Origin of the sequence: Nonomuraea sp. NPDC050227, assembly GCF_044459705.1 — a bacterium.
Classification (GTDB): Bacteria; Actinomycetota; Actinomycetes; order Streptosporangiales; family Streptosporangiaceae; genus Nonomuraea.
The window spans coordinates 91310-114069 of sequence record NZ_JBITJF010000012.1 but is presented as its reverse complement, the minus strand read 5'-3'; the positions used below and the strand labels follow the sequence as shown (position 1 = coordinate 114069).

Here is a 22760-nt window from a genome sequence, read left to right as displayed (position 1 = left end):
ATATCTGCAGGTCAGAGCGGCTGTAAAGGGTCTTCGCCTTCCATTACCGATTTTCCGCCGATATCGTGGCGAACCTCATAATCTGCAAGTAGCGCATGGCGCACGGTGGCGCGTACGGCGATCCACCGCTCGAAGCGGTCACGCTCTGATGTGACGGATGAGGCTGAATGGGGGCGGCAAGATGGCAGCCGACCGCTTGCTCGGCGGGCCCGGCCCGGACCAGGGTGCGCCGGGGGGTGACCCGCAGAGCCAGGGGCGTCTGGTCGGCAGGCGTTACCGGTTGATGTCGCCGGTCGGCCGGGGCGGCATGGGCATGGTGTGGCACGCCCATGACGTGCTGCTCGACCGGGACGTCGCGGTCAAGGAGCTGATCCTGCCCTACGGGCTGGATCAGGCGGGCAAGCAGATGGCCCACCGGCGCATGCTGCGCGAGGCCAGGTCGGCGGCCCGGCTGACGCATCCGGGCATCGTCACCGTCCACGACGTCGTCGAGGAGGACGGCCGGCCGTGGATCGTGATGGAGCTGGTCCGCGCCTGGTCGCTGGAGCAGGCCGTGCGGCAGAGCGGCCCGCTGCCGGTGATCCAGGCCGCCGAGATCGGCATCCGCGTGCTCGACGCGCTCCGGCACGCGCACGCGGCCGGCATCCTGCACCGCGACATCAAGCCGGGCAACGTGCTGCTGACCTCCGACCGCGTGGTGCTGACCGACTTCGGCATCGCCGCCATCGAGGGCGACGTGACGATCACGCAGACCGGGCTGCTCATGGGCTCGCCCGCGTACGTGCCGCCGGAGCGGCTGTCCGGGCAGCCGATCGGGCAGGCGGCCGACCTGTGGTCCTTCGGCGCGACCCTGTACGCGGCCGTGGAGGGGCGGCCGCCGTACGAAGGGCCGGACGCGATCGCGGTGCTGGGCGCGGTGCTCACCCAGGAGCCGATCAGGCCGCAGCGGGCCGGGGCGCTGCTGCCGGTGATCGAGGGCCTGCTGCGCAAGAACCCGGCCGAGCGGCTCACCGCGGAGCAGGTCGCCGACCTGCTGGAAGCGGTGCTGCGCGCCCACGGCTCGGCCCGTCCGCGCCCGCCCGAGACGCTGCCGGCCGAGTCGGACCCGACGCCGCTTGGGATTCTGCCGCCGCTGGAGCACCCGTCCGGGCCGATGCCCTCGCGCATCGTGGAGACCCCTTCGGGGCCGGTGCGGGTGCCGTACGACCCGCTGGCCGGCCCGGCGGGCGGGTACGCCATGCCGCCCTACGACGGCCTGTCGAGCCCGTCGGGCAGCCATCGCACCGACCGGCTGCCGTCCCCGGCCGGCGGCTTCGACGCCTTCGGCGGCCCGTCCGGCCCGCACCGGATGGAACCGCCCGCCGCCGACCTCGACGACCTCGACGACCTCGGCGCGCCCGTCCCGCCCGCGCCGCAGCCGATCCTGCCGCTGACGACGGACAGCAGGGCGGCCGCCGTCCCGGCCCCGTGGCCGCTGGCCTCGGCCGACGAACTGCGCGAGCACTCGCGCGACCTGTCGCACGACATCAGCCACAGCCGCCTGGCGACCCTGCCCGGCTCCGGCGCCGGGTCGCGCTCCGGCCCGTCGGGCACCGGCGCCACCCGGACCGGTTCCTCGCGCACCGGCTCCACCCGGACCGGGCCGGCGCGCAGCGGCCCCTCGCGCGGCGGTTCTTCGCGGGCGGGCACCAGCCGCCGCAGGGTCCAGGAGGGCGACGGCCCCTGGATGCGCGGCGGCCGGCCCACGCCGTTGCTGATCGCCGGTGCGGTCGCGGGCGTGGCCGTGGTGATCGGCGCGATCGTGGTCATCCTGTCCGGCGGCCCGCCGCAGGTCTCGCCCGGCACGCAGTCGACCGCCGCCACCAGCCAGGCGCCGCGCAGGACCGGGCCGTCGCCGGTGCCCGACGGCTACAAGGAGCACACCCCGCCCGGCTTCGCGGCGGCGGTCCCGGACGGCTGGAAGCTGGCCGCCTCGGGGGACGCGGCCACCTTCACCGGCCCCAAGGACTCCGGCACCCGGATCGTCGTCGAGCAGGCCGCCCCGGAGGCCGACGGGCTCGCCGAGCTGAGCCGGCGCGAGGCCGACGGCGGCGTGGAGGGCTACATCCAGGTGCAGCTCCAGGCCACCGGCTACCGCGGCTGGAAGGCCGCCGACTGGGAGTACACCTACACCTCCAAAGAGGGCGTCCCGATGCACGCCCTGACCCGGTACGTCACGCTCGACGACAAGACCGCCTTCACGATCTCGTTCGACATGCCCGAGCTGAAGTGGGACGACCAGGCCGAGGTCCGCAGGACGTTCCTGGACACCTTCCGCCAGACCACCTGACCCATATTGCACCGATCATTCCAAAACGTGCTAGCGTGCTCGTCATGGCACGACCACGGACGTTCGAGGAGGACCGCGCCGTCGAGGCCGCCATGCGCGCGTTCTGGGACGCGGGCTACGAAGGCACCTCGACCCAGGACCTGTGCGAGGCCACCGGCCTCGGCCGCAGCAGCATCTACAACACCTTCGCGAACAAGCGCGACCTCTACGAGCGGGCCCTGCGCCGCTACCAGGAGGAGCGCACGTCCGCGCTGATCGAGCTCATGGCCTCCGGCCTGCCGGCCGTGGAGAAGATCAGGACCGTGCTGTGGCAGGCGGTCGACCCCGAGGCCGGCGACCCGGCCGGCTGCCTGGTGGTCAACGCCCTGGTGGAGCTGGCTCCGCACGACCCGGAGATCGCCGTCCTGCTGCGCCGCGACGGCGAGCGGCGGGTGGAGGCGATGCGCGGCGCGATCGAGCGCGGGCAGGCCCTCGGCGAGATCGGCGCGGACAAGGACGCCCTGGCCCTCGCGCACTTCGTCGTGGCCACGGTCAGCGGCCTGCGCGTCGCGGCCCGGGGCGGGGCGGGCCGGGCGGTGCTCGAATCCATCGCGACGACGGCGCTGACCGCTTTCTGACCTTTCCTGCGCCTCCATCACTTTTCGTGCCCGAATTTTGTACTGAGCGTTCTAAAATTGAGGGAGTTCTCATGCCGTTGGCGGTGTTCATCCTGGGGCTGGCGATCTTCGCCCAGGGCACCTCGGAGCTCATGCTGGCCGGACTGCTGCCGGAGATGGCCGCCGACCTCGGCGTGTCCGTCCCCGACGCGGGGCTGCTGATCTCGGCGTTCGCGATCGGGATGCTGGTGGGGGCGCCGGTGCTGGCCGTCGTGACGATGCGCTGGCCGCGCCGGACGGCGCTGCTGACGTTCATGGCGGTCTTCGCGCTGACCCACGTCGCCGGGGCCCTGACCACCAGCTACGGCCTGCTGTTCGCCACCCGCGTGGCGGGCGCCTTCGTCTACGCCGGGTTCTGGGCGGTCGCGGCGTCCACGGCGGTCGGCCTGGTGCCGCCGAACGCCAGGGGGAAGGCGATGAGCATCGTGGCGGGCGGGCTGACCGTGGCCACCGTCGTCGGGCTGTCCCTCGGCACGGTCATCGGCCAGCACCTCGGCTGGCGCGCCGCGTTCTGGGCCGTGGCCGCGCTGTCGGCGCTGGCGGCCCTGGGCGTGCTGGCCACGATCCCCGGCGGCCGTCCCGAGCGGGAGGCCGCGCCGGGCGTCGCCGAGCAGCTGCGCTCGATGCTGAGCCCGCGCCTGTGGCTCGCCTTCGCCACCACCGCCCTGGCGACCGGCGGCCTGCTGGTCTCCTTCAGCTACCTGAGCGCGATGCTCGTGGACACGACCGGCCTGCGGGCCGCCTGGGTGCCCGCCGTCCTGGCGCTGTACGGCGTCGGCGCGGTGATCGGCATCACGATCGGCGGGCGCACCGCCGACACGCGCCCCTTCGCGACCCTGTACGCGGGCATCGCCGGGCTGGTCGTGACCTCGGTCCTGCTGGCTCTGGCCGCGCCGGTCGCGGTGCTGGCCGTGCCGCTGGTCCTGTTGCTCGGCGGGTTCGGCTTCGCCACCAACCCGACGCTGAACACCCGCGTCTTCACCCTGGCCAAGGACGCCCCCACGATGGCCGCCGCGATGAACGTCTGCGCCTTCAACGTCGGCATCACCGTCGGCCCGTGGCTCGGCGGGCTGGCCATCGGGGCGGGCGCCGGATACCCGTCCGTCGGCTGGATCGGCGCCGTGCTCGGCGCGGCGGCGCTGGGCGTGGTGGCCCTGTCCGCCCGTCCGGGCCGGGAGCCGGTCGCCGCGGCCCACCGGGCCGAAGCCGTCCCGAGGGCGTGAGGTACGGTCCTGGCCATGGAACTGGCGAGCATCCACTTCTATCCCGTCAAGTCCACCGCCGGGCATGACGTCCATGAGGCCGAAGTGCAGCCGTGGGGGCTGGCCGGCGACCGGCGTTACCTCGTGACCGACGGCCAGGGCGGCATGCTGACCGCCCGCGAGCACCCCAGGCTGCTGGCCTGCGTGGCCCAGCTCGACGGCGACACCCTCACCCTGACCGGCCCGCACGCGCCCCCGCTGCGGGTCACCCCGACTTCCGCCATGACCACCGTGGACGTCTGGCGCACGCCCGTGGAGCTCACCGACTGCGGCGACGACGCGGCACGCTGGCTGTCGGACCTGATCGGCCGCCCGGCGCGGCTGGCCTGGCTCGACGACCCGGCCCGGCGTCCCGTCAACCCCGAGTACGGCCTGCCCGGCGACCGGGTGAGCCTGGCCGACGGCTACCCCCTGCTGCTGACCACGACCGCCTCACTCGGCCGGCTCAACGACTGGATCGCCGAGACGGCGGCCGAACGCGGCGAGGAGGTCCCCGAGCCGCTGCCCATGCACCGCTTCCGGCCCAGCGTGGTGATCGACGGAGTGGAGCGGCCGTTCGCCGAGGACGAGTGGAAGCGGCTGCGCATCGGCGCGGTCGCCTTCCGGGTGACCAAGGGCTGCGACCGCTGCGTGCTGACCACGATCGACACCGCGACGTACACCAAGGGCAAGGAGCCCATCAGGACGCTGTCCCGCCACCGCAAGTGGGACGGCAAGGTCTGGTTCGGCATCAACCTGATCCCGGACGCCCCCGGCACGATCACCGTGGGGGATTCCGTCACCATCCTCTGAAAAGGGCACCTTTCCCAATAGAAATGGATGCCTGTCCTCTTTGGGGGGATGTCGGGGGCTATGCGAGACTTCACAGGTGACCAGCGCCCCCACGAAACCCCCCGTCTCCCTGCCTGACCTCGTCAGCGTCCAGCGTCGAACCCTGGTCGTCCTGTCCGCCGCGCAGATCGTGGGCGGCGTCGGGGTGGCCGTCGGCCTGGCGCTCAGCTCGGTGGTCGTGGACGAGCTGTCCGGCTCGACCGTGATCAGCGGGTTCGCCGGAACCGCGACCGTGCTCGGGGCGGCGCTGCTCGCGCTGCCGACCGCGCGGCTGTCGAGCCTGGGGGGCCGCCGGGTGGGCCTGTCGCTGACCTACCTGGCGGCGCTGGCGGGCTGCGCGCTCTCGGTGGCCGCGATCAGCCTGGGCAACTGGCCGCTGCTGCTGGCCGGGCTGGTGCTGGTCGGCGGCGGCAGCGCGGGCAGCCTGGCGGCCCGCTACTCGGCCACCGACCTGTCGCCCAAGGGCCACTCGGCCCGGCACCTGTCGCTGGTGGTGTGGGCCTCGACCGTCGGCTCGGTCGCCGGGCCCAACCTGGCCGAGCCCGCCGACCGCATGGGGATCGAGGCCGGGCTGGCGGCCAAGGCGGGGCCGTTCGCGTTCGCGGCGCTGGCGTTCGCCGTGGCGCTGGTGATCATCATCGGCGGCCTGCGCCCGGACCCGCTCAAGCTGGCCCGCACGCTGGACGGCGCCCCCGAGCCCGGCCCCGGCCGCCACCGCACGATCAGGACGGGCCTGCGCACGCTGCGCGAGACCCCCATGGCCCGCCGCGCGCTCGTCATGATCGCGGTGGCCCACACAGCGATGGTCTCGATCATGTCGATGACGCCCGTGAAGCTCCACCACGACGGCTCGAACCTGAACGTCATCGGCCTGGTGATCAGCCTGCACATCGCCGGCATGTACATGTTCTCGCCGGTCGTCGGCTGGCTGGCCGACCGGGCGGGCAAGGTGCCGGTGCTGGTGCTCGGGTCGGCGCTGCTGCTGGCCGCGGCCGTCCTGGCGGGCACCGCGGGGCACCGGGTGTGGCAGGTGACGACGGCCCTGGTCGTGCTCGGGCTCGGCTGGTCGTGCGGGCTGGTCGCCGGGTCGGCGCTGGTCACCGAGTCGGTGCCGATCGACCGCCGGCCCGCCGTGCAGGGCCTGTCCGACCTGCTGATGAACGTCTGCGGCGCCACCGGGACGATCATCGCGGGCGCCATCGTGGGCATCCTGTCCTACGGCGTGCTCGGCCTGGTCGTCGGCGTCATGGTCACGCTGGCCGGGCTCTGGCTGGTCTCGGCCCGGTACCGCGACAGACCGGCCTGAACGGTCACTTGGCGTCGGCGTAGCACCCCACGGCCACCGTCTCCATCGGGAAGCGCACCGGGGTCGAGCCGAACAGCAGCCTGCTCGCCTCCGCGGCCGCCGCCGTCACCGCCGCGGTGACCTCCTCGGCCTGCTCCAGCGGGCAGTGCACCATGACCTCGTCGTGCTGGAAGAACACCAGCCTGGCGGGCTCGGGCAGCAGCCCGCGCAGCACCGCCAGCAGCGCCAGCGCCCATTCGGCGGCCGTGCCCTGCACCACGAAGTTCCTGGTGAACCTGCCCCGGTCGCGGGCCGCCCGGCCGCCCTCCGGGCCGGACACCAGCTCCTTCCACCGCCCGGACGGCGGCGGGCTGGTCCGCCCGAGCCACGACCGCACCAGCCGCCCCTCCTCCCCGGCCTTGGCCGCGTCCTCCACGAACTGGTACGCCTTGGGGAAGCGCTGGCGCATGACGGCCAGCAGCTTGGAGGCGTCGCCGCTGGTGCCGCCGTACATGGCGGACAGCATGGCGATCTTGGCGTTGTCGCGCTCGCCGCCGAACGACTGGGCCAGCGCCGAGTACAGGTCGATCTCCCCCGCCGCCCTGGCCAGCCCGCCGTCGCCGGCCATCGCGGCCAGCACCCTCGGCTCCAGCTGGGCCGCGTCGGCGACGACCAGCGTCCATCCCGCGTCGGCCACCACGACCCGGCGCATCACCTTGGGGATCTGCAGCGCGCCGCCGCCGCTGGTCGCCCACCGGCCGGACACCACGCCGCCGACGACGTACTCGGGGCGGAAACGCCCGCCGCGCACCCACTGGTCGGCCCACACCCAGCCGTGGAAGCTGTAGAGCCGGGCCAGCTCCTTGTAGGCCAGCAGCGGCGCGACGGCGGGATGGTCGATCTTCTTCAGCTCCCACGACCGGGTCGTCTTCAGCGCCACCCCCGCCCCCTTGAACGCCTTGACCAGCTGCTGCACCGAGTCGGGGTTGACCGGCCGCCCGAAGGCCGCCGCCACCTCGTCGGCCAGCGCCTGCAGCTTGGCCGGGCGCATGCCGTGCACGGGCCGCGGGCCGAGCAGGTCGGTGAGCAGCGCGTCGTGCACGTCCAGGCGCCAGGGCATGCCCTCGTGCGACATCTCGGCCGCGACCAGCGCGCCCGCGGACTCGGCGGCGACCAGCAGCCGGAAGCGGCCGGGCTCGGGCAGCGCCTCGATCCGGCGGAGCTGGTCGGCCAGCACCTCGGCCACCGCCTCGGCCCCCAGCGGCTCCGGCGCGAACAACGTGCCGGGCACGCTCGGCTGGTCGTCGGGCACCGGCAGGCCGTGCAGCCGGGCGTGGGCGGCCCGCGCCGAGCGCGGCTCGCCGTAGCGGCCCTCGTGGGCGAGCAGCAGCCCCTCGGTGAGCGCGAGGTCGTGGCAGCGCGCGACCCGCACGCCCCGCTCCAGCAGCTGAGCGTACGTCTCCCGCGTGTCGGCCCAGACCCACCGCGGCCCGCCCCCGGACTCCAGCTCCCGCACCGCGGACGCCGGGTCGGCCGCGCGCCGGGCCGTTCCTCCGACGGGGAGCACCGTCTCCCCCGCTACCACGACATACACGCACATAAGGGTGCCAAACGGCTACGACAAATCGATGTGCACCTCGTCCTCCAACGGCGGCCGGAGCTCCTGCTCCAGGCAGCCGGTGGCGGCGAAGCAGCGCAGGGTCAGCCGGCCGGGTGTGACCGACGCGTGCAGGAACTGCTTGAAGAACGGCGGCTGGTCCCAGTCGGACAGCTCCGACAGGAAGCGGTGGAACACCTTGTCCACCGGCAGCCGGAACGGCCACGGCCAGGCCCCGAGCAGCCGCGCCGCCCAGCGCATCCGCCGGGTCACCGTGACCGCGCCCTCGACCGGCCGGGCCGGACGGTTGCCGATCTGGCTGGACATGATGCACACCGCCTCGTCGGGGGTGAGACAGAGCCACTTCATCCGCAGGCGGCGGGCGTAGAGCTGGCTGTAGAAGGACAGCGAGTCGCCGCGCAGCGGGTAGCACTTGAAGTCGTCCTCGGCCACGCCGGCGACGTCCACCCTGCCGATGATGTGGGTGGCGTGCATGAAGGCGCCGCCGCCGCCGGTCACGATGTACTGGATCACCCGGTCGCCCACCTTGACCGGATAGCGCTGGTAGTTGTGCACGTCTCCGCCGATGGCCGCGACGTACCGGTGGGCCGGGTCGCGCACGATGTCATCGATCGTGCCGCCTTCCTCCAGCGGTGACGGCTTGTGCACGTTGCCGGTGTAGATGGGCTTCCCGGTCACCAGGATCTTCGGCCGCGGGTCGAGCGAGACGCGGCGCAGCCAGGCCGTCTGGGCCTTGTCGATCACGTTCTTGATGCCGGTGTCCACGCCCACGACCAGCAGGCTGTCGCTCTCGATCGCCCAGTACGGCGCCGGCTGCGCGGCCTGCTGGGCCGGCCGTCCCCGGAGCTCGCGCGCCTCGGCCAGCCTGCCCTCGTCGATCGTCTCCGGCTTGCGCCACAGCAGCCCACGCAGCCCGCGGTCCGGCGTCGGCTTGAGCGGCGGGGCGTCGCAGAAGACCCGCATGAAGCCTCCGAGCCCGTCGTACCAGTCGTGGTTGCCGGGGATCGCGTAGATCGGCGCCTGGTAGTCCTTGTACGGGCGGAAGAACTTGTTCCCGTACTCGTTGCCCGACCCCGTCGGGTAGATGACGTCGCTGGCGATGACCGCGAACGAGGTGTCCTGCCCGAGCCTCAGCATCCCGGGGACGACGGCGTACTGGGAGGCGTCGCCCTCGCCGGTGTCGCCCAGAATCAGGAAATTGAAATGTCCCCCGACGCCGGGCTTGATGCGAAATTCCGGATCTATCCCGCGGGCTTCCTGAGCCGCGATCCACCGTTTCCGCACCTCCCCCGAAGGATCACCGAACAAGGTCGCCAGGATCTCGTTCCTGGACAACCAGAGCGTGCGTAAATTCAGCCAGGTGAATCCGCCCTTGTCCGGTCTGAGCTGGGCGAACGTCCCCGGTTCTGCGCAGGCCCAGCCGGCCCCCGCCTTCGACACCCGTGACGAATGCTGCTTCCCGCGCTCGGCCGCGACTTCCACCATGACCACATCTTTACCGGCATCCACCATTCGCGCACACTCCACGCTCCGTACTCCCGGAAACACAGATGGTGCGGCATGGTGTAACCTCACGTCCCCAAGCAAGCCCTTGGGACGCGGAGGTGGGCTCCCATGAACCGGAACGGCCCGGACGACGCGACCCGGATGGGCAGCCCCGACGCGGCGGCCGTGCAGGCGTTACTCGCCTACGCCCTCACCCTCCCCCGCCGGGGCGGCCGGGGCGTCGACCGGGCGCTCGAAGCCGTCGCCCAGAGCCGGGCGCTGGCCGCCCGCTCCCCCGCCGAGCACACCGGCCTGCTGGCCCACTGCCTGCGCACCACGGCCAGGATGCTGCTCGACCGCTCCCGCGCCACCGAGGCGCTGCCCATGGCGCAGGAGGCCGTGGCGCTCAGCCGCGGGCTGGAGGGCGGCCACCTCGCGGTCTCCCTCTACCGGCTGGCCGAGGCGTACGAGGCCCTCCACCGCTACAGCGACGCCGCCGAAACGCTGGCGGAGGCCGATCAGATCCCCGGCGGCGACTGAGGGACCAGCACCCCCGGGTTGAGGATCCCCGCCGGGTCCAGCCGGTCCTTGACGGCCTGGAGCACGCCCACGCCCAGCGGGCCCAGCTCCGCGCCGTAGGCGTCCCGGTGGTCGCGGCCCACCCCGTGGTGGTGCGAGATCGTCCCGCCGGCCTCGACGATCGCCGCGTTCACCGCCTCCTTGGCCCGCTCCCACTGCTCGACCGGGTCGCCCTGCTGCGGGGTCACCACGGTGAAGTACAGCGAGGCGCCGGTCTCGTACACGTGCGAGACGTGGCACATGACCAGCGGCGAGCCGAGCGCGCCGAGCAGGGCCAGCCGGACGGCGTCGTACAGGCGCGGCAGGTTCGACCAGAACCCGGCCGTCTCCAGGGTCTCCACGGTGGCGCCCGCGCCGAGCAGCGAGTCGCGCAGGTACGGCGCGGAGAAGCGGCCGTGCTCCCACGCCTGGCCGGGCTCGGGCCCCAGCGGCTCGCCGCCGTGCCGGGCCAGGACCGCGGCGGCCGCGGCGTGCCGGTGGCCGATCCAGTCGCCCTCGACGCCGAGGATCACCAGGCAGCCGGAACCGCCGCCGCCGATCGCGTCCGGCCGGGCCAGCCCGATCATGGTCTCGGTCTCGTCGGAGAGCCGCAGCACGGTGGGAAGCGGGCCTTCCTGGGCGAGTGCCCGCACGGCGGCCGTCCCCGCTCGGAACGACTCGAACCGCCAGCCCTCGTAACGGCGCTCGGCCGGCCGCCTGCGCACCCGCAGGCGCAGCGACGTGATGACGCCGAACGCCCCCTCCGAGCCCAGGACGAGCTGGCGCAGGTCGGGCCCGGCCGCGGACTTGGGCGCGCGGCCCAGCTCCAGCGACCCGGACGGCGTCGCCAGGGTGAGGCCGACGACCATGTCGTCGAAGCGCCCGTACCCGGCCGAGGCCTGGCCGCTGGAGCGGGCCGCGGCGAAGCCGCCGAGCGTGGCGTACTCGAAGGACTGGGGGAAGTGCCCCAGCGTGAGGCCGTGCTCGGCGAGCAGCCGCTCGGCCTCGGGGGCGCGCACGCCCGGCTCGAAGTCGGCCACCATCGACTCGGCGTCGATCGAGCGCAGCCGGTCGAGCCGGCCCAGGTCGAGCGCGATCACGCCGGTGAAGCCGGCCCGCGCGGCCACGAGCCCGCCGACGACGGAGGTGCCGCCGCCGAACGGCACGACCGCGATCCGCTCGGCCGCGCACAGCCGCAGCAGCTCCGCCACCTCCTCGTGCGAGCCGGGCAGCACGACCGCGTCGGGGGCGTCGGAGCCGTCTCCCGCGCGCATCCGCAGCAGGTCGGGCGTGGACTTGCCGCGCGTGTGCCGCAGCCTGGCCTCGTGGGAGGTCAGCACGTGCGCGGGCCCGGTGACGGCCGCGAGCGCGGCCAGCACCGGCTCGGGCAGCGCGACCGGCGGCAGCCGGACCTCCTCGATGGCGGCGGCCGGGGTCTCGGGCGCGCGCACGCCGAGCAGGTCGTGCAGCAGCTTGCGGATCTGTTCGGGCAGCTCGCGGGCCTTGGCGGGGTCGCCCCAGCCACACCACAGCATGGGTTCACCGGTCACGCATACACTGTGACACATGACGTCGAACCGTCACAATGAGGGTGTGCTGGACGCGGCCCGCGCGTGCGTGCTGGCCTACGGCGTGCGCAGGACCACGCTCACGGACGTGGCCAGGCGGGCGGGCGTGTCGCGGATGACGATCTACCGCCGCTGGCCGGACGTGCGCTCGCTGGTCGCCGACCTGATGACGCGGGAGTGGGTCGCGGTCGTGTCGGGGCTCGACCTGTCCGATCCGGTGCCCGCGATCGTGGCGGGCGTGCGCGGGCTGCGCGGGCACCCGCTCTGGCGCAAGATCGTGGAGGCGGACCCCGAGCTGCTGCTGCCGTACCTGCTGGACCGGCGGGGGGCCAGCCACGAGGCGGTGCTGGCCCTGCTGGAGCCGGCCGTCGGCGGGCCGGCCAGGGCGCGGGCCGTGCTGCTGGTCGCCCAGTCGTTCCTGCTGTCGGCCCCCACGATGCTCGACCCCGTGACGCTCGACGACCTGGACGCCGAACTCGCCGCCCTGCTGGAGGCCTACCTTGGATAGCTCGCTGAACGCCCGCAGAAGGTCGTACGAACTGGGCGTGGTCGCCGACGGGCGGCTGGACGTGCTGGTGGTGGGGCTCGGCGCGACGGGAGCCGGCGCGGCCCTCGACGCCGCCTCCCGCGGGTTGAGCGTAGCGGCGGTCGACGCGCACGACCTGGCCTTCGGCACGTCGAGGTGGAGCTCCAAGTTGGTCCACGGCGGGCTGCGCTACCTGGCCAAGGGCCAGGTGGACGTGGCCTACGAGAGTGCGGTCGAGCGCGGCATCCTGCTCAGGACGACGGCTCCGCACCTGGTCAAGGCCCATCCGTACCTGCTGCCGCTGACGCCGGCGGTCTCCCCGCGGCAGGCCGCCCTGGTGATGACCGGCTACCGGCTCGGCGACGGGCTGCGGACCGCGGCGCGCACGCCGCGCCGCCTGCTGCCCGGCCCCACGCGGCTCGGCGCGGCGCGCGCCCACACGCTCGCGCCGGTGCTGGCGCGCGACGGGCTGCGCGGCGGCCTGCTGTCGTGGGACGGCCGGCTGCTCGACGACGCGCGCCTGGTCGTGGCGCTGGCCAGGACCGCCGCCGGGCACGGCGCCCGCGTCCTGACCCGCTGCCGCGCCCTGCGGCTCACGGACGAGGGCGCCGAGGTGCGCGACGAGCTGACCGGCGAGCGGTTCACCATCCGGGCCAGGGCGGTGGTCAACGCGACGGGCGTGTGGGCCGGGCAGCTCGACCCGGCGGCGCGGCTGCGGCCGTCCCGGGGCAGCCATCTCGTGCTCGACGCCGGGACGCTGCCGGGGCTGATCGCCGGCATGCACGTGCCCATTCCCGGAGAGAGCAACCGATTCGCGCTCGTACTCCCCCAGGGCGACGGCCGCGTCTACGTCGGACTGACCGACGAGCCGCTGGACGGGCCGGTGCCCGACGTCCCCGAGGTGCCCGCCGAGGACGTCACGGCGCTCCTGGAGGTGCTGAACGGCATTCTCGAGGCTCCGGTGACCCCTGAGGCGGTCGCGGGCGCGTACGCGGGCCTGAGGCCGCTCCTGGCCGCGGACGGCCGCACGGCGGACCTCTCGCGCCGGCATGCGGTGCTGTCGGACGGCGGCGTGGTCACGGTCGTCGGAGGCAAACTCACCACGTACCGGCGAATGGCCGAGGACGCCATCGACCGGGCGGTCTCCCTCAAAGACCTCAAAGCCGGACCGAGCCGGACGAAGCACCTCCCCCTGGTCGGCGCGGGCCCGCAGCCGGACGGCGTGCCGCCCCGGCTGGCCGAGCGGTACGGCAGCGAGGCCGCGGCGGCGTACGAGCTGGTCAAGGCCCACCCCGAGGAGGTCGGGCTCGGCCTGACCAAGGGCGACCTGCTCTGGTCTGTCCGGCACGAGGGCGCGCTCGACGAGGCCGACCTGCTGGACCGCAGGACCAGGATCGGCCTGGTCGCCGCCGACCGCGACCGGGCGCTGCCCGCGACACGCGACGCGCTCGGGACCGGGTGACCCCGGCCCCGAACCCCGCCGATGCGTTAGGTTATCCTTACCTAATTCTTCGGGAAGGGGGAGGCGTTGGCGAGGGGATGCGAGCATCCGGCGGGCTGCCACACGGGAGCCATGCCCACCCTGGCCAGCGCCACCGTGGGAGCCAGGCTCTGGCTGCTCGTCGAGTACGCCGGGCCGTGGCCGTCCCACCTGGAAAGCTTGCAACTTCCTGAAGAAATCTCCGAACTCGTGCGCAGAGCGCTCGAACGCGGTATCAGGCCCCAGCTCATCAGGCGGCCGGGCAAGCGAACCCGCCAGCGGGACCAGGGGATCCGTGTGCTACTGGCCTACGCGGCGGGCGACCGCCCCTGGTTGGCCGGCGGCGTCGTCGCAGGTCCGGACGATCTTGACCTGGACGCCTTCGTGGCCGGAGTGCTCCCGGAGTCCTGCATACTTGAAGACGAGCCGGTATTTCTGGTCTGCACGCACGCCAAGCGCAATGCGTGCTGCGCCCGCATTGGACTACCCCTCGCTCGGTCGCTGGCCGAATCTTTGCCGGACAGAGTGTGGGAAACGTCACACGTTGGCGGCGATCGCTACGCCGCCAACCTCGTGTGCTTGCCACACGGAATTTTCTACGGCAGCATGTCTCAGGCTGCTGCACTGGCAGCGGCTAACGCGTACCGGTCGGGCGAGATCATTCTCGACCGTCTCCGGGGGCGCGCAGGCATCCCTGAGCCATTGCAAGCCGTCGAGCATTTTGCCCGAGCCCATACGGGAGAGTGCTCCGTCGGCGCAGTGGCCGTGGAATCCTCCAGGTCGGACGGCGACGTCACCGAAGCAGTCGTGCGCTGCGGAGACGTCCGGTTCCAGGTTGTGGTTGAGCCATCGGCGTTCACAGCGCCGTGTGGTACGGCTTGCGCCGAGACGATCACCACCTACCGGCTGGTTTCGCTGGACAGGCTCACGCCTGTGCGGTACGCCACGCCCGCCCTCGCCTGACTAGGGAACATCACGGCCCGTCCTTGCGTTGGAACAGTGACGCCAAAAGCGTCCAATGCGGCTCAATTACCGAAATACCTCTCACGAAGGTGGTTTTCTCATGTCTCAGGTACGTCGGCAGCTCGCCCGCCCGCGCCCCAGCTGGGGTTGGCAGGATGATGCCGCGTGCCGGGGTGAGGATCTCGTGCTCTTCTTCGGCCCCGACGGGGAGCGGCAGCCCGAGCGTGACGTACGTGAGCGGAAGGCCAAGGCGATCTGCGCCGGGTGCCCTGTCCGCAACGAGTGCCTAGACTACGCGCTGTCCCGGCCGGAGAAGTACGGCACGTGGGGCGGTCTCAACGAGGACGAGCGCGCCAGCGAGCGTCGCCGTCGCATGCGCCGCGCCGCCAGCGCCGGCATCTCCGCCGCCTGACACACCTCGGCAGCATCAACGATCATCGCGTGATCACTCAGTTGTCCCGATGAACCGGAGCCTGGCCTTCCATGTCCAGGCTCTGGCGAACCCGGTCGGGGCAACTGCCTGATCAGGCCCGAGATCGTCATCCCGCACAAAGCATCGCCCGGCCACCCCCGCCCGACCCAGGGCAGGGGTGGCCGTCGCGTTTCCCGTCGTGCGCGCCTCTCGTCCGGGAATGTGCGCAGGTCACCGGGCTCGGGCGGACCGGCAACGACGTCATGAGCGTCCCTGAAGGTCGTCTCATGTTCGGAATGCCGTCATGTGCCGCCTCTAGCGTGCCCGCCATGAGACGCATCACCACCCTGACGTGCGCGGCGGCCCTGGCGCTCGCCCTCGCCGCCCCGGCCACCGCCGCCATGGCCGACCCCGCCCGGCCCGGGGACCGCGGCCCCGCCGCGTTCGGCCGCGCCACGCTGACCGGCTTCGCCGCGCTGCCCGCGCAGACCTACGTGCCCGGCAGCGAGCCGTCGGGCTCCCTCCTCGGCGCCGCGCCGGTCAACGGCGTCACCCCGCCCTTCCCCGGCCAGCCCGTGCAGGGCTTCAGCGGCATCGCCCGCCGCCACGACGGCACCTTCGACGTGCTGTCCGACAACGGCTTCGGCAACAAGGCCAACAGCGCCGACTTCCTCCTGCGCGTGCACCGCGTCAAGCCGGACTTCGCCGCCAGGACGGTCGAGGTGCTCGGCGGCTTCAACCTGACCGACCCGCGGGGACTCGTCCCGTTCGCCCTGACCCGCCAGGACCGTACGCTGACGGGCTCCGACTTCGACGTCGAGTCGATCGTGCGCGCGACGGACGGCACCTACTGGATCGGCGACGAGTTCGGGCCGTTCCTGCTGCACTTCGACCGCAAGGGCCGGCTGCTCGACGCCCCGATCGAGCTGCCCGGCGTCAAGGCCCCCGAGAACCCCTGGCTGAACGGCGCCCAGCCCAACCTGGCCAGCTCCAAGGGCTTCGAGGGCATGGCCAGGTCGGTGGACGGCCGCCGGCTCTACCCGCTGCTCGAAGGCACGGTGAGCGGCGACCCGGCGGGCACTCTGCGGATGAACGAGTTCGACCTGCGCAAGCGCACATACACCGGGCGCACGTGGACGTACCGGCTGGAGGACCCCGCGCACTCCATCGGCGACGCCGTCGCCCTGGACGCGAACCGCTTCCTGATCATCGAGCGGGACAACCTCCAGGGTGACGCGGCCAAGGTCAAGCGCGTCTACCTGGCCGACACGCGCGACCGCGACCACGACGGCGCCCTGGACAAGACGCAGGTGGCCGACCTGCTCGACCTGGCCGACCCGCGCGGCCTCGGCGGCGCGCCCGGCACGTTCCGGTTCCCGTTCCAGACCATCGAGGACGTCGTCGTCCTCGACGACCGCACCCTGGGCCTGCTGGACGACAACAACTTCCCCTTCTCCAGCGGCCGCACGCCGGGCCGTCCCGACGACAACGAGTTCATCACCGTCCGGCTCTCGCGCGGCCTTCAGGCCGATCCGCGAATTTTCCGGTAGAAGCATGTAGAGAAGCGTGGGACGGCTCCGACCTCCTGCTGACAAGAGCCCGCAGAAGGAGTTCGACATGCAGTCCACGGTTCAGACCGTCACCTCGGCCGACGGCACCCGCATCGCGTTCGAGAGCAGCGGCGAGGGCCACCCGGTGATCCTGGTGGGCGGCGCCTTCAACGACCGCACCACCGTCGCCGCCCTCGCCGCCGCGCTCGCCCCCGGTTTCCGCGCGATCGCCCACGACCGCCGCGGCCGGGGCGGCAGCGGCGACGCGCCCGCCTACGCCGTCGAGCGCGAGATCGAGGACCTCGCCGCGCTGATCGAGCACGCGGGCGGCTCGGCGAGCGTCTTCGGCCACTCCTCCGGCGCCATCCTCGCGCTGGAGGCCGCCGCGTACGGGCTGCCGATCGCCCGCCTGGCCGTCTACGAGCCGCCGTACGTCGTGGACGGCGCGCGCACCGCGCCCGGCGGCGACTTCGCCGAGCGGCTGCGCGCCCTCGTCGAGGGCGATCGCCGCGACGAGGCCGTGGCGCTGTTCCTGACCGAGGGCGCCGACGTGCCCGCCGAGGTGGTGGCGGGCATGCGGTCGGAGCCCGTGTGGGGCTGGTTCACCACCCTGGCGCACACGCTCGCCTACGACGCCGCCGTGTGCGGTCCGGGGCAGTCGCTGCCGGTCGAGCGGCTGTCCGGCATCACCGTGCCCACCCTGGCGATCGGCGGCGACCAGTCCCCGAAGTGGATGCTGGACGCCGTGCGGGCCGTCGCCGACGCCGTGCCGGGCGCCCGGCACGTGGTGCTGCCCGGCGAGGACCACGGCGTGCTCGGCCGGCCGGAGGCGCTGCTGCCGACGCTGACGGACTTCCTGTCCTGAGCGGGTCCATCCAGAAAGAACCGATCCTGAGCGGGTCCGTCCGGAAACGAACCGATCCTGAGCGGGATCATCCGCTTCCGGGGGGCTTGCCGAGGGCGTCGCGGAGCTCCGCCGCCGCCTCCGGGGTCAGCAGGGGGTGGGAGTAGAGGTCGAGCAGGGTGAGCGCGAGCAGGTAGGCGCCCTCGGGGCTGAACACGTCCACGCCGAGGCCGCGGGAGACGTGCTTGTGCAGCACGCCGACCGACAGCGACATGGCCGTGGACACGGTCGCGCGCGCCCTGCGCCCGGCGAACGGCTCGTCGGTGCGGGTCTCGTCGAGCTCCGCCAGCCACCGCTCGCTCAGCTCGGCGATGCCGTCGAACAGCGGCGCGGCCCAGCCCTCGGCCAGCGCCCGCGCCACGTACAGCCGGTAGGGCGCCAGCGCGTCGAGCGCCGCGGCCACGGGGTTGCGCCCGGCGGGCACGGCGCCGGCGCGGACGTCGTCGTCGATCCGCCGGACGAGCCTGATCAGGTGTTCGTCGCACGCCTCGCGCAACGCCTGCTTGGAACCGTAATGGTGGCGCAGCAGCCCCGGGGACACCCCGGCGGTCCCGGCGATGGCGCGGGTCGTGGCCCCCTCGAAGCCGTGCTCGCCGAAGTGCAGCAGCGCCGCCTCCCTGATGCGGGCGCGCGCGGTGAGGTCTTCGGGGTCGGTCATGCGGTACGGCTCCCGTCCGGACGTGCGGATCGTGACGACCCTACACGCGGGCGCACGAAGCGGACGGCGATAAGGTGCCCTGCATGCCGGATTCAGCGCTCGTGACCGCGGACGACCTCGACCAGGCCGTCGCCCTCGCCGTCGACACGCTGCGGGACGCGCCGCCGCAGGCGTGGGAGGCGAAGGCGGGCTCACTGGAGTGGACCTGCTGGGAGACCGTCGAGCACCTCGCCGACGACCTGTTCGCCTACGCCGCCCAGCTCGGGCTCAGCGTGCCGCCGCTGGACACGTACGTGCCGTTCGCGCTGGAGCGGCGCAGGCCCGGCGGCCCCAACAACACCATCCACGCCGACCGCGCGGCCGGGCCCACCGGGCTGCTGCAGGTGCTCCAGGCCTGCGGCGCGCTGCTGTCGGCCATGGTCCGCACCGCGCCGCCGCAGGCGCGCGGTCATCACATCTTCGGCATGGCGGACGCGTCGGCGACCGCCGCGATGGGCCTGGTGGAAACGCTCGTGCATATGCACGACGTGTCCGAGGGGCTGGGGCTGGCCTGGGAGCCGCCCGCCGGCCTGTGCTCGCGGGTGCTGGCCCGCCTGTTCCCCGACGCCCCCGTGGACACCGCCCCCTGGGCCACGCTGCTGTGGGCGACCGGCCGCGGCGAGCTGCCCGGACGGCCGCGCCAGACCAGGTGGCGCTGGTACAACGAACCCCGCTGATCAGACGGGGGGATCAGACCGGGTGCTCAGACGATGAGGTCGTCGAACTCGCCGTCCTTGGCCCCCAGGACGAACGCGCTGATCTCGGCCTGCGTGTAGACCAGCGCCGGGCCGTCGGGGAACCGGGAGTTGCGCATGGCGATCTCACCCGTGGGCAGGCCCGCGACCTCGACGCAGTTGCCGTTGGGATTGCTTCGCCTGCTCTTGCGCCACACGACGGGGAGGTGACCGGCGGGCGTTCCGTTCCGGAACTCGTGCATGGGGGAAGCTCCTAGCGATCTTACGGATGCACGTGCATCCGCGTTTGCGCTGACCATACGACAGCACGACAGACTCCATATACCGGATGACCAAAAATCCGACTATGGAGTGGATCACAGGAGTTTCAGCAGCTCATCCGGAAATGAGCTGTTCCAGAAAGCGCCGGGTCTGCTTCGGCTCCAGGGCCTGGATGCTCAGCCGGTCCATGACCTCCATGTAGTGGTCGGAGTCGGCCGGCTTGTCCAGATAGAGGGCGCTGGTGAGCTGCTCCATGTAGACCACGTCGGGCAGCTCGCGCTCGGGGAAACGCAGGATGCTGAACGAACCGCCGGCCGCCGCGTGCCCGCCGCTCTCGAACGGCATCACCTGGACGGTGACGTTGCGCTCCTCCGTGGCGTCGAGCAGGTGGCGGATCTGCTCCCGCATGACGCCGGCCCCGCCGAGCCCCCGCCGCAGGACGGCCTCGTCGATCACGGCCCACAGCTTGAGCCCGCTCTCCAGGCGCTTCTGCCGGGTGGTGCGCAGGGTGACGCGGCGGTCGAGCTCGGGGTCGAGCGCCTTCTCGTTGCCGAGCCGGATCACGGCCTTGGCGTACGCGGGCGTCTGCAGCAGGCCGGGGACGAACTGGTTCTCGAACGTGCGGATGGCCGAGGCGGCCCCCTCCAGCCCGATGTAGACCTCGAACCAGCCGGGCAGCAGGTCGCCGTACTTGTGCCACCAGCCCGGTGCGTTGGCCTGCCGGGCCAGGGCGAGCAGCGGCTCACGGTCGTCCGGGGCGGTGACGCCGTAGAGGGTGAGCAGGTCGGCGACGTCCCGTTGTTTGAAACTCACCTGACCGAGCTCAAGTCGGCTGATCTTCGCATGAGATGCGCGAATGGAGTATCCGGCATCCTCCCGGGAGATCCCCTTCTCGGTACGGAGCCTGCGCAGTTGCGTACCCAGCAGGATCCGCAGCACCGTCGGGCTTCCCGGCGTGTAGCTGAGAAGCTTTCCCTCCGCGCTCTGTGCGCTCACTCGACCGCTCCTAGATCATCTGCACGTGCAGATGGTATTCGCATCGGTAAAACACGAAAAGTCTTGCATCACTACGCACACCCCGTAAAGATGGGCACTGGATCACCAGACCGCGCTTCGGGGGCCAGAATGACGACTTTCGACGCTCGGCCGCAAGCCGCCATCGGTTCCGGGCCACCAGGGTGGCTCGCCACCATTCTGGTGGATGGGCGTGCCGAAGAGTGCGACGCGGTGTTCCCCTTCCACGAGCGCACCGCGTTCGAACCGGCCTGCGTCGCGACGGCCCGGCGGTTCGTGGACCAGACGCTCACCTCGTGGGCCGCCGCCGACCTGGCCTACGACGTGCAACTGGTGGTCTCCGAGCTGGTCACGAACGCGATGCGGCACGGCGGCGGAGCCGTGCAGCTCCGGCTGCTCTTCCGCCGGCCCGAGCTGGCCTGCGTGGTGACCGACCACAGCCAGACCGTCCCGGTGGCGGCGCCGGCCGACGTGTTCGCCGAGTTCGGGCGCGGGCTTCGGCTGGTCGACGCGCTCTGCAGCGCGTGGGGCTGGTTCGCCCCCGGCGGCTCGCGGAAGCTGGTCTGGGCGGTCCTGTCCGCATAGACACCGGTACGAGCGGCGCCGTCCGGTGAAGGTCACCGCCGCTCCAGGAGGTCGAGCACGTCGTCGTCGGTGAGCTGGTCGAAGTGCTCGTACCACTGGCCGACCGCCCTGAAGTCGACCGGGGTCAGCAGCACCACCACCTCGTCGGCCTCCGCACGCATCATCTCGACGGTCTCCGCGGCGCCGACCGGCACGGCCAGCGTCACCCTGGCGGGGCGGGCCGCGGCCACCGCGCGCAGGGCGGCCCGTGCCGTCCCGCCCGTGGCCAGGCCGTCGTCCACGACGATCACCTCACGTCCGGCCAGCGGCGGCAGCGGCCGGTCGCCCCGGTAGACCCGCACCCGCCTGGCCAGCTCGTGCCGCTCCCGCTCGACCACGTCGGCCAGGTCCTCGGGCGTCAGGCCCAGCCGGTCGAGCATCGTCAGGTCGAACACCGGCTCGCCGCCCTCGGCGATCGCCCCCACGCCCAGCTCGGGAGCGGGCGGGTAGCCGATCTTCCGGGTGACGAGCACGTCCAGCTCGCCGCCGAGCCGGCGGACGACCGGCACGGCCACGGCGACCCCGCCGCGCGGCAACGCCAGCACGACGGGGTCGCGCACCTCCGGCAGCCGCTCGGCCAGCAACGCCCCGGCCTCGGCCCGATCCGCGAACACCTGCATGACCTGTGCATACCCGCACGACCGGCTCTACTCGCCTTCCTCCCGCACCAGCCAGGAGGAAGGCGAGAAAGCCGGCCGGAGACGGTCAGGGGCGGTAGCGGCTGGAGCGGCGCATCTCCTTGTGGATGATCTTCCACTTGTTCTGCTGCTCCTTGCGCAGCCGCGCATCCGTGCGGGACGCCATCCACGCGGCCTCGCGCTGCAGCTTGCGCCAGCTCTGCAGCCGGCGTTCGGGCAGCTCGCCGTTCTCCATGGCGTCCAGGACGGCGCAGCCCGGCTCGCTCACGTGCCCGCAGTCGGCGAAGCGGCACCGCTCGGCCAGCTGCTCGATGTCGGCGAAGACGAGGTCGACGCCCTCGCCGATGTCGTAGAGGCCGATCCGGCGGATGCCCGGGGTGTCGATGATCAGGCCGCCGCCGGGCAGCGGGATCAGCTCCCGGTGGACGGTGGTGTGCCGCCCGCGCCCGTCGGCCGCGCGCACTTGCTGGGTGTCCATCACGCCGGTCTCGGCCAGCGCGTTGACCAGGGTGGACTTGCCCGCGCCGGAAGGCCCGAGCACGACCGCCGTACGGGAGCCGTGCAGGTAGCTCGCGGCCAGCGAGACCCCCTCCCCCAGCACCGAGGAGACGGCGTGCACGTCGACGCCCGGCGCGGCGGCGCGCACGTCGGCCATCAGCTCGTCGAGGCCCGCCTCGAACAGGTCGGACTTGGTCACCAGCACGACGGGCGTGCCGCCGGACTCCCAGGCCAGCGCCACCAGGCGCTCGATGCGGCCGAGGTCGGCGAAATCGGTCGAGTGCATGGACGGCTCGGCCACGAAGACGACGTCGACGTTGGCCGCGAGCACCTGGCCCTGGCCGTCGCCGGACAGGCCGCCGGTCGAGTGGCGGCTCACGCCGCCCCGGATGAACGCGGTGGTCCTGGAGAGCACCTGGTCGAGCTCGTACCGGCCTTCGGGCAGCCATCTGAGCGCGACCCAGTCGCCGACGCACGGCAGGGCCACCGGGTCGTCGGCGGAGGAACGGCGCACGCGGGCGCCGTAGCGGACATGGTGCTGACCGTCGGCGGCGATCACCTCGGCGGCGCCGCGGTCGACGCGGGCCACCCGCGCCGGGACGGTGTCAGCAGGGAGCTCGGCGGCGCGCAGATCGGTCCAGCCGAGCAGGGAAAGGTCGTAAGACAAGACGGTGAAACCTTTGATCGAGAAGGAACGGGCAGCTCAGACGAGGGCCCGGAGGTAGACGGACGACAGGCGGAACAGAACGACCCGCATAGCCCTCACCTCCTCGATCGGTTACGAAGGCGACTCTAACCACCCTGTCCCGGCAGATGCAATCGCATTATGTTCGGCGATCCGTTGAACCCCGCCAGGGCGGCCGAGCGTACTCCCTCCCGACGGACGCGAGAAAGGGGAATGATGCG

The 22760-nt window shown here is 72.6% G+C and carries 22 protein-coding genes; 14 read left to right on the top strand and 8 right to left on the bottom strand.

The genetic code is table 11. The features are described 5' to 3' along the window. Positions 1–181: 181 nt before the first annotated feature. The 5 genes from ACIBK9_RS38315 to ACIBK9_RS38295 all read left to right on the top strand — a co-directional run bounded on the left by ACIBK9_RS38315 (position 182) and on the right by ACIBK9_RS38295 (position 6384). Positions 182–2329, top strand: coding sequence for a protein kinase (locus tag ACIBK9_RS38315; protein WP_397163661.1), 2148 nt, complete (start codon positions 182–184; stop codon positions 2327–2329). Between the two features lie 44 nt (positions 2330–2373). Next, on the top strand, positions 2374–2946 hold the full coding sequence (locus ACIBK9_RS38310; protein WP_397163659.1) for a TetR/AcrR family transcriptional regulator: 573 nt from the start codon (positions 2374–2376) through the stop codon (positions 2944–2946). 71 nt (positions 2947–3017) lie between these two features. After that, positions 3018–4208 carry a Cmx/CmrA family chloramphenicol efflux MFS transporter gene (locus ACIBK9_RS38305; RefSeq protein WP_387664156.1) on the top strand — a complete coding sequence of 397 codons (1191 nt, stop codon included), beginning with the start codon at positions 3018–3020 and terminating at the stop codon, positions 4206–4208. 15 nt (positions 4209–4223) lie between these two features. Continuing rightward, positions 4224–5039, top strand: coding sequence for an MOSC domain-containing protein (locus ACIBK9_RS38300; RefSeq protein WP_387664154.1), 816 nt, complete (start codon positions 4224–4226; stop codon positions 5037–5039). A gap of 76 nt (positions 5040–5115) precedes the next feature. Continuing rightward, positions 5116–6384: an MFS transporter gene (locus ACIBK9_RS38295; RefSeq protein WP_397163657.1), complete on the top strand. Its 1269-nt coding sequence runs from the start codon at positions 5116–5118 to the stop codon at positions 6382–6384. A 4-nt stretch (positions 6385–6388) separates the two neighbouring features. On the opposite strand, the gene ACIBK9_RS38290 is transcribed toward ACIBK9_RS38295, so the two are convergent. Next, complete coding sequence (locus ACIBK9_RS38290; RefSeq protein ID WP_397163655.1) at positions 6389–7963, bottom strand: bifunctional 3'-5' exonuclease/DNA polymerase; 1575 nt, start codon at positions 7961–7963, stop codon at positions 6389–6391. Between the two features lie 15 nt (positions 7964–7978). Continuing rightward, positions 7979–9466 carry a metallophosphoesterase family protein gene (locus tag ACIBK9_RS38285; RefSeq protein ID WP_397163654.1) on the bottom strand — a complete coding sequence of 496 codons (1488 nt, stop codon included), beginning with the start codon at positions 9464–9466 and terminating at the stop codon, positions 7979–7981. A gap of 129 nt (positions 9467–9595) precedes the next feature. Here ACIBK9_RS38285 and ACIBK9_RS38280 point away from each other — a divergent pair, with 129 nt between their 5' ends. Further along, positions 9596–10006 (top strand): hypothetical protein, encoded by a 411-nt coding sequence (locus ACIBK9_RS38280; protein ID WP_397163653.1) that lies wholly within the window; start codon positions 9596–9598, stop codon positions 10004–10006. Here the strand turns inward: ACIBK9_RS38280 and ACIBK9_RS38275 are convergent. After that, positions 9985–11559 carry an FAD-binding oxidoreductase gene (locus tag ACIBK9_RS38275; protein WP_397163969.1) on the bottom strand — a complete coding sequence of 525 codons (1575 nt, stop codon included), beginning with the start codon at positions 11557–11559 and terminating at the stop codon, positions 9985–9987. The genes ACIBK9_RS38280 and ACIBK9_RS38275 overlap by 22 nt on opposite strands. 31 nt (positions 11560–11590) lie before the next feature. Here ACIBK9_RS38275 and ACIBK9_RS38270 point away from each other — a divergent pair, with 31 nt between their 5' ends. The 6 genes from ACIBK9_RS38270 (at position 11591) to ACIBK9_RS38245 (ending at position 17388) form a co-directional block, all read left to right on the top strand. Beyond that, positions 11591–12100 carry a helix-turn-helix domain-containing protein gene (locus ACIBK9_RS38270; protein ID WP_352363842.1) on the top strand — a complete coding sequence of 170 codons (510 nt, stop codon included), beginning with the start codon at positions 11591–11593 and terminating at the stop codon, positions 12098–12100. After that, entirely contained in the window at positions 12093–13580 is a 1488-nt protein-coding gene (locus ACIBK9_RS38265) for a glycerol-3-phosphate dehydrogenase/oxidase (RefSeq protein WP_397163652.1), read from the top strand. The genes ACIBK9_RS38270 and ACIBK9_RS38265 overlap by 8 nt, the downstream gene beginning before the upstream one ends. Positions 13581–13691: 111 nt before the next feature. Further along, a complete protein-coding gene (locus ACIBK9_RS38260; RefSeq protein ID WP_358284847.1) occupies positions 13692–14561 on the top strand; it encodes a sucrase ferredoxin in 870 nt (289 codons plus the stop codon). Between the two features lie 100 nt (positions 14562–14661). Beyond that, the gene (locus ACIBK9_RS38255; protein WP_125634885.1) at positions 14662–14973 is read left to right on the top strand and encodes a WhiB family transcriptional regulator; all 312 of its coding nucleotides are present in this window, start codon (positions 14662–14664) and stop codon (positions 14971–14973) included. Positions 14974–15302: 329 nt separating this feature from the next. Further along, on the top strand, positions 15303–16523 hold the full coding sequence (locus ACIBK9_RS38250) for an esterase-like activity of phytase family protein (protein ID WP_397163650.1): 1221 nt from the start codon (positions 15303–15305) through the stop codon (positions 16521–16523). A gap of 67 nt (positions 16524–16590) precedes the next feature. Then, entirely contained in the window at positions 16591–17388 is a 798-nt protein-coding gene (locus tag ACIBK9_RS38245; protein ID WP_397163648.1) for an alpha/beta fold hydrolase, read from the top strand. A gap of 67 nt (positions 17389–17455) precedes the next feature. Here the strand turns inward: ACIBK9_RS38245 and ACIBK9_RS38240 are convergent, their stop codons facing one another. Continuing rightward, complete coding sequence (locus ACIBK9_RS38240) at positions 17456–18085, bottom strand: TetR/AcrR family transcriptional regulator (RefSeq protein WP_397163646.1); 630 nt, start codon at positions 18083–18085, stop codon at positions 17456–17458. A gap of 83 nt (positions 18086–18168) precedes the next feature. Here ACIBK9_RS38240 and ACIBK9_RS38235 point away from each other — a divergent pair, with 83 nt between their 5' ends. Next, positions 18169–18801 (top strand): maleylpyruvate isomerase N-terminal domain-containing protein, encoded by a 633-nt coding sequence (locus ACIBK9_RS38235; protein ID WP_397163645.1) that lies wholly within the window; start codon positions 18169–18171, stop codon positions 18799–18801. A 26-nt stretch (positions 18802–18827) separates the two neighbouring features. On the opposite strand, the gene ACIBK9_RS38230 is transcribed toward ACIBK9_RS38235, so the two are convergent. Then, the gene (locus ACIBK9_RS38230) at positions 18828–19061 is read right to left on the bottom strand and encodes a DUF397 domain-containing protein (protein ID WP_352327185.1); all 234 of its coding nucleotides are present in this window, start codon (positions 19059–19061) and stop codon (positions 18828–18830) included. 133 nt (positions 19062–19194) lie between these two features. Beyond that, the gene (locus ACIBK9_RS38225) at positions 19195–20076 is read right to left on the bottom strand and encodes a helix-turn-helix transcriptional regulator (protein WP_358284839.1); all 882 of its coding nucleotides are present in this window, start codon (positions 20074–20076) and stop codon (positions 19195–19197) included. Between the two features lie 231 nt (positions 20077–20307). Here ACIBK9_RS38225 and ACIBK9_RS38220 point away from each other — a divergent pair, with 231 nt between their 5' ends. After that, positions 20308–20679 carry an ATP-binding protein gene (locus ACIBK9_RS38220; RefSeq protein ID WP_364328401.1) on the top strand — a complete coding sequence of 124 codons (372 nt, stop codon included), beginning with the start codon at positions 20308–20310 and terminating at the stop codon, positions 20677–20679. 32 nt (positions 20680–20711) lie between these two features. Here ACIBK9_RS38220 and ACIBK9_RS38215 read toward each other — a convergent pair whose 3' ends face one another. Both ACIBK9_RS38215 and rsgA read right to left on the bottom strand, forming a co-directional pair. Continuing rightward, complete coding sequence (locus ACIBK9_RS38215; RefSeq protein ID WP_397163643.1) at positions 20712–21338, bottom strand: phosphoribosyltransferase; 627 nt, start codon at positions 21336–21338, stop codon at positions 20712–20714. Positions 21339–21423: 85 nt separating this feature from the next. Beyond that, positions 21424–22521 (bottom strand): ribosome small subunit-dependent GTPase A, encoded by a 1098-nt coding sequence (gene rsgA, locus ACIBK9_RS38210; RefSeq protein WP_358284832.1) that lies wholly within the window; start codon positions 22519–22521, stop codon positions 21424–21426. Positions 22522–22760 lie beyond the last annotated feature (239 nt).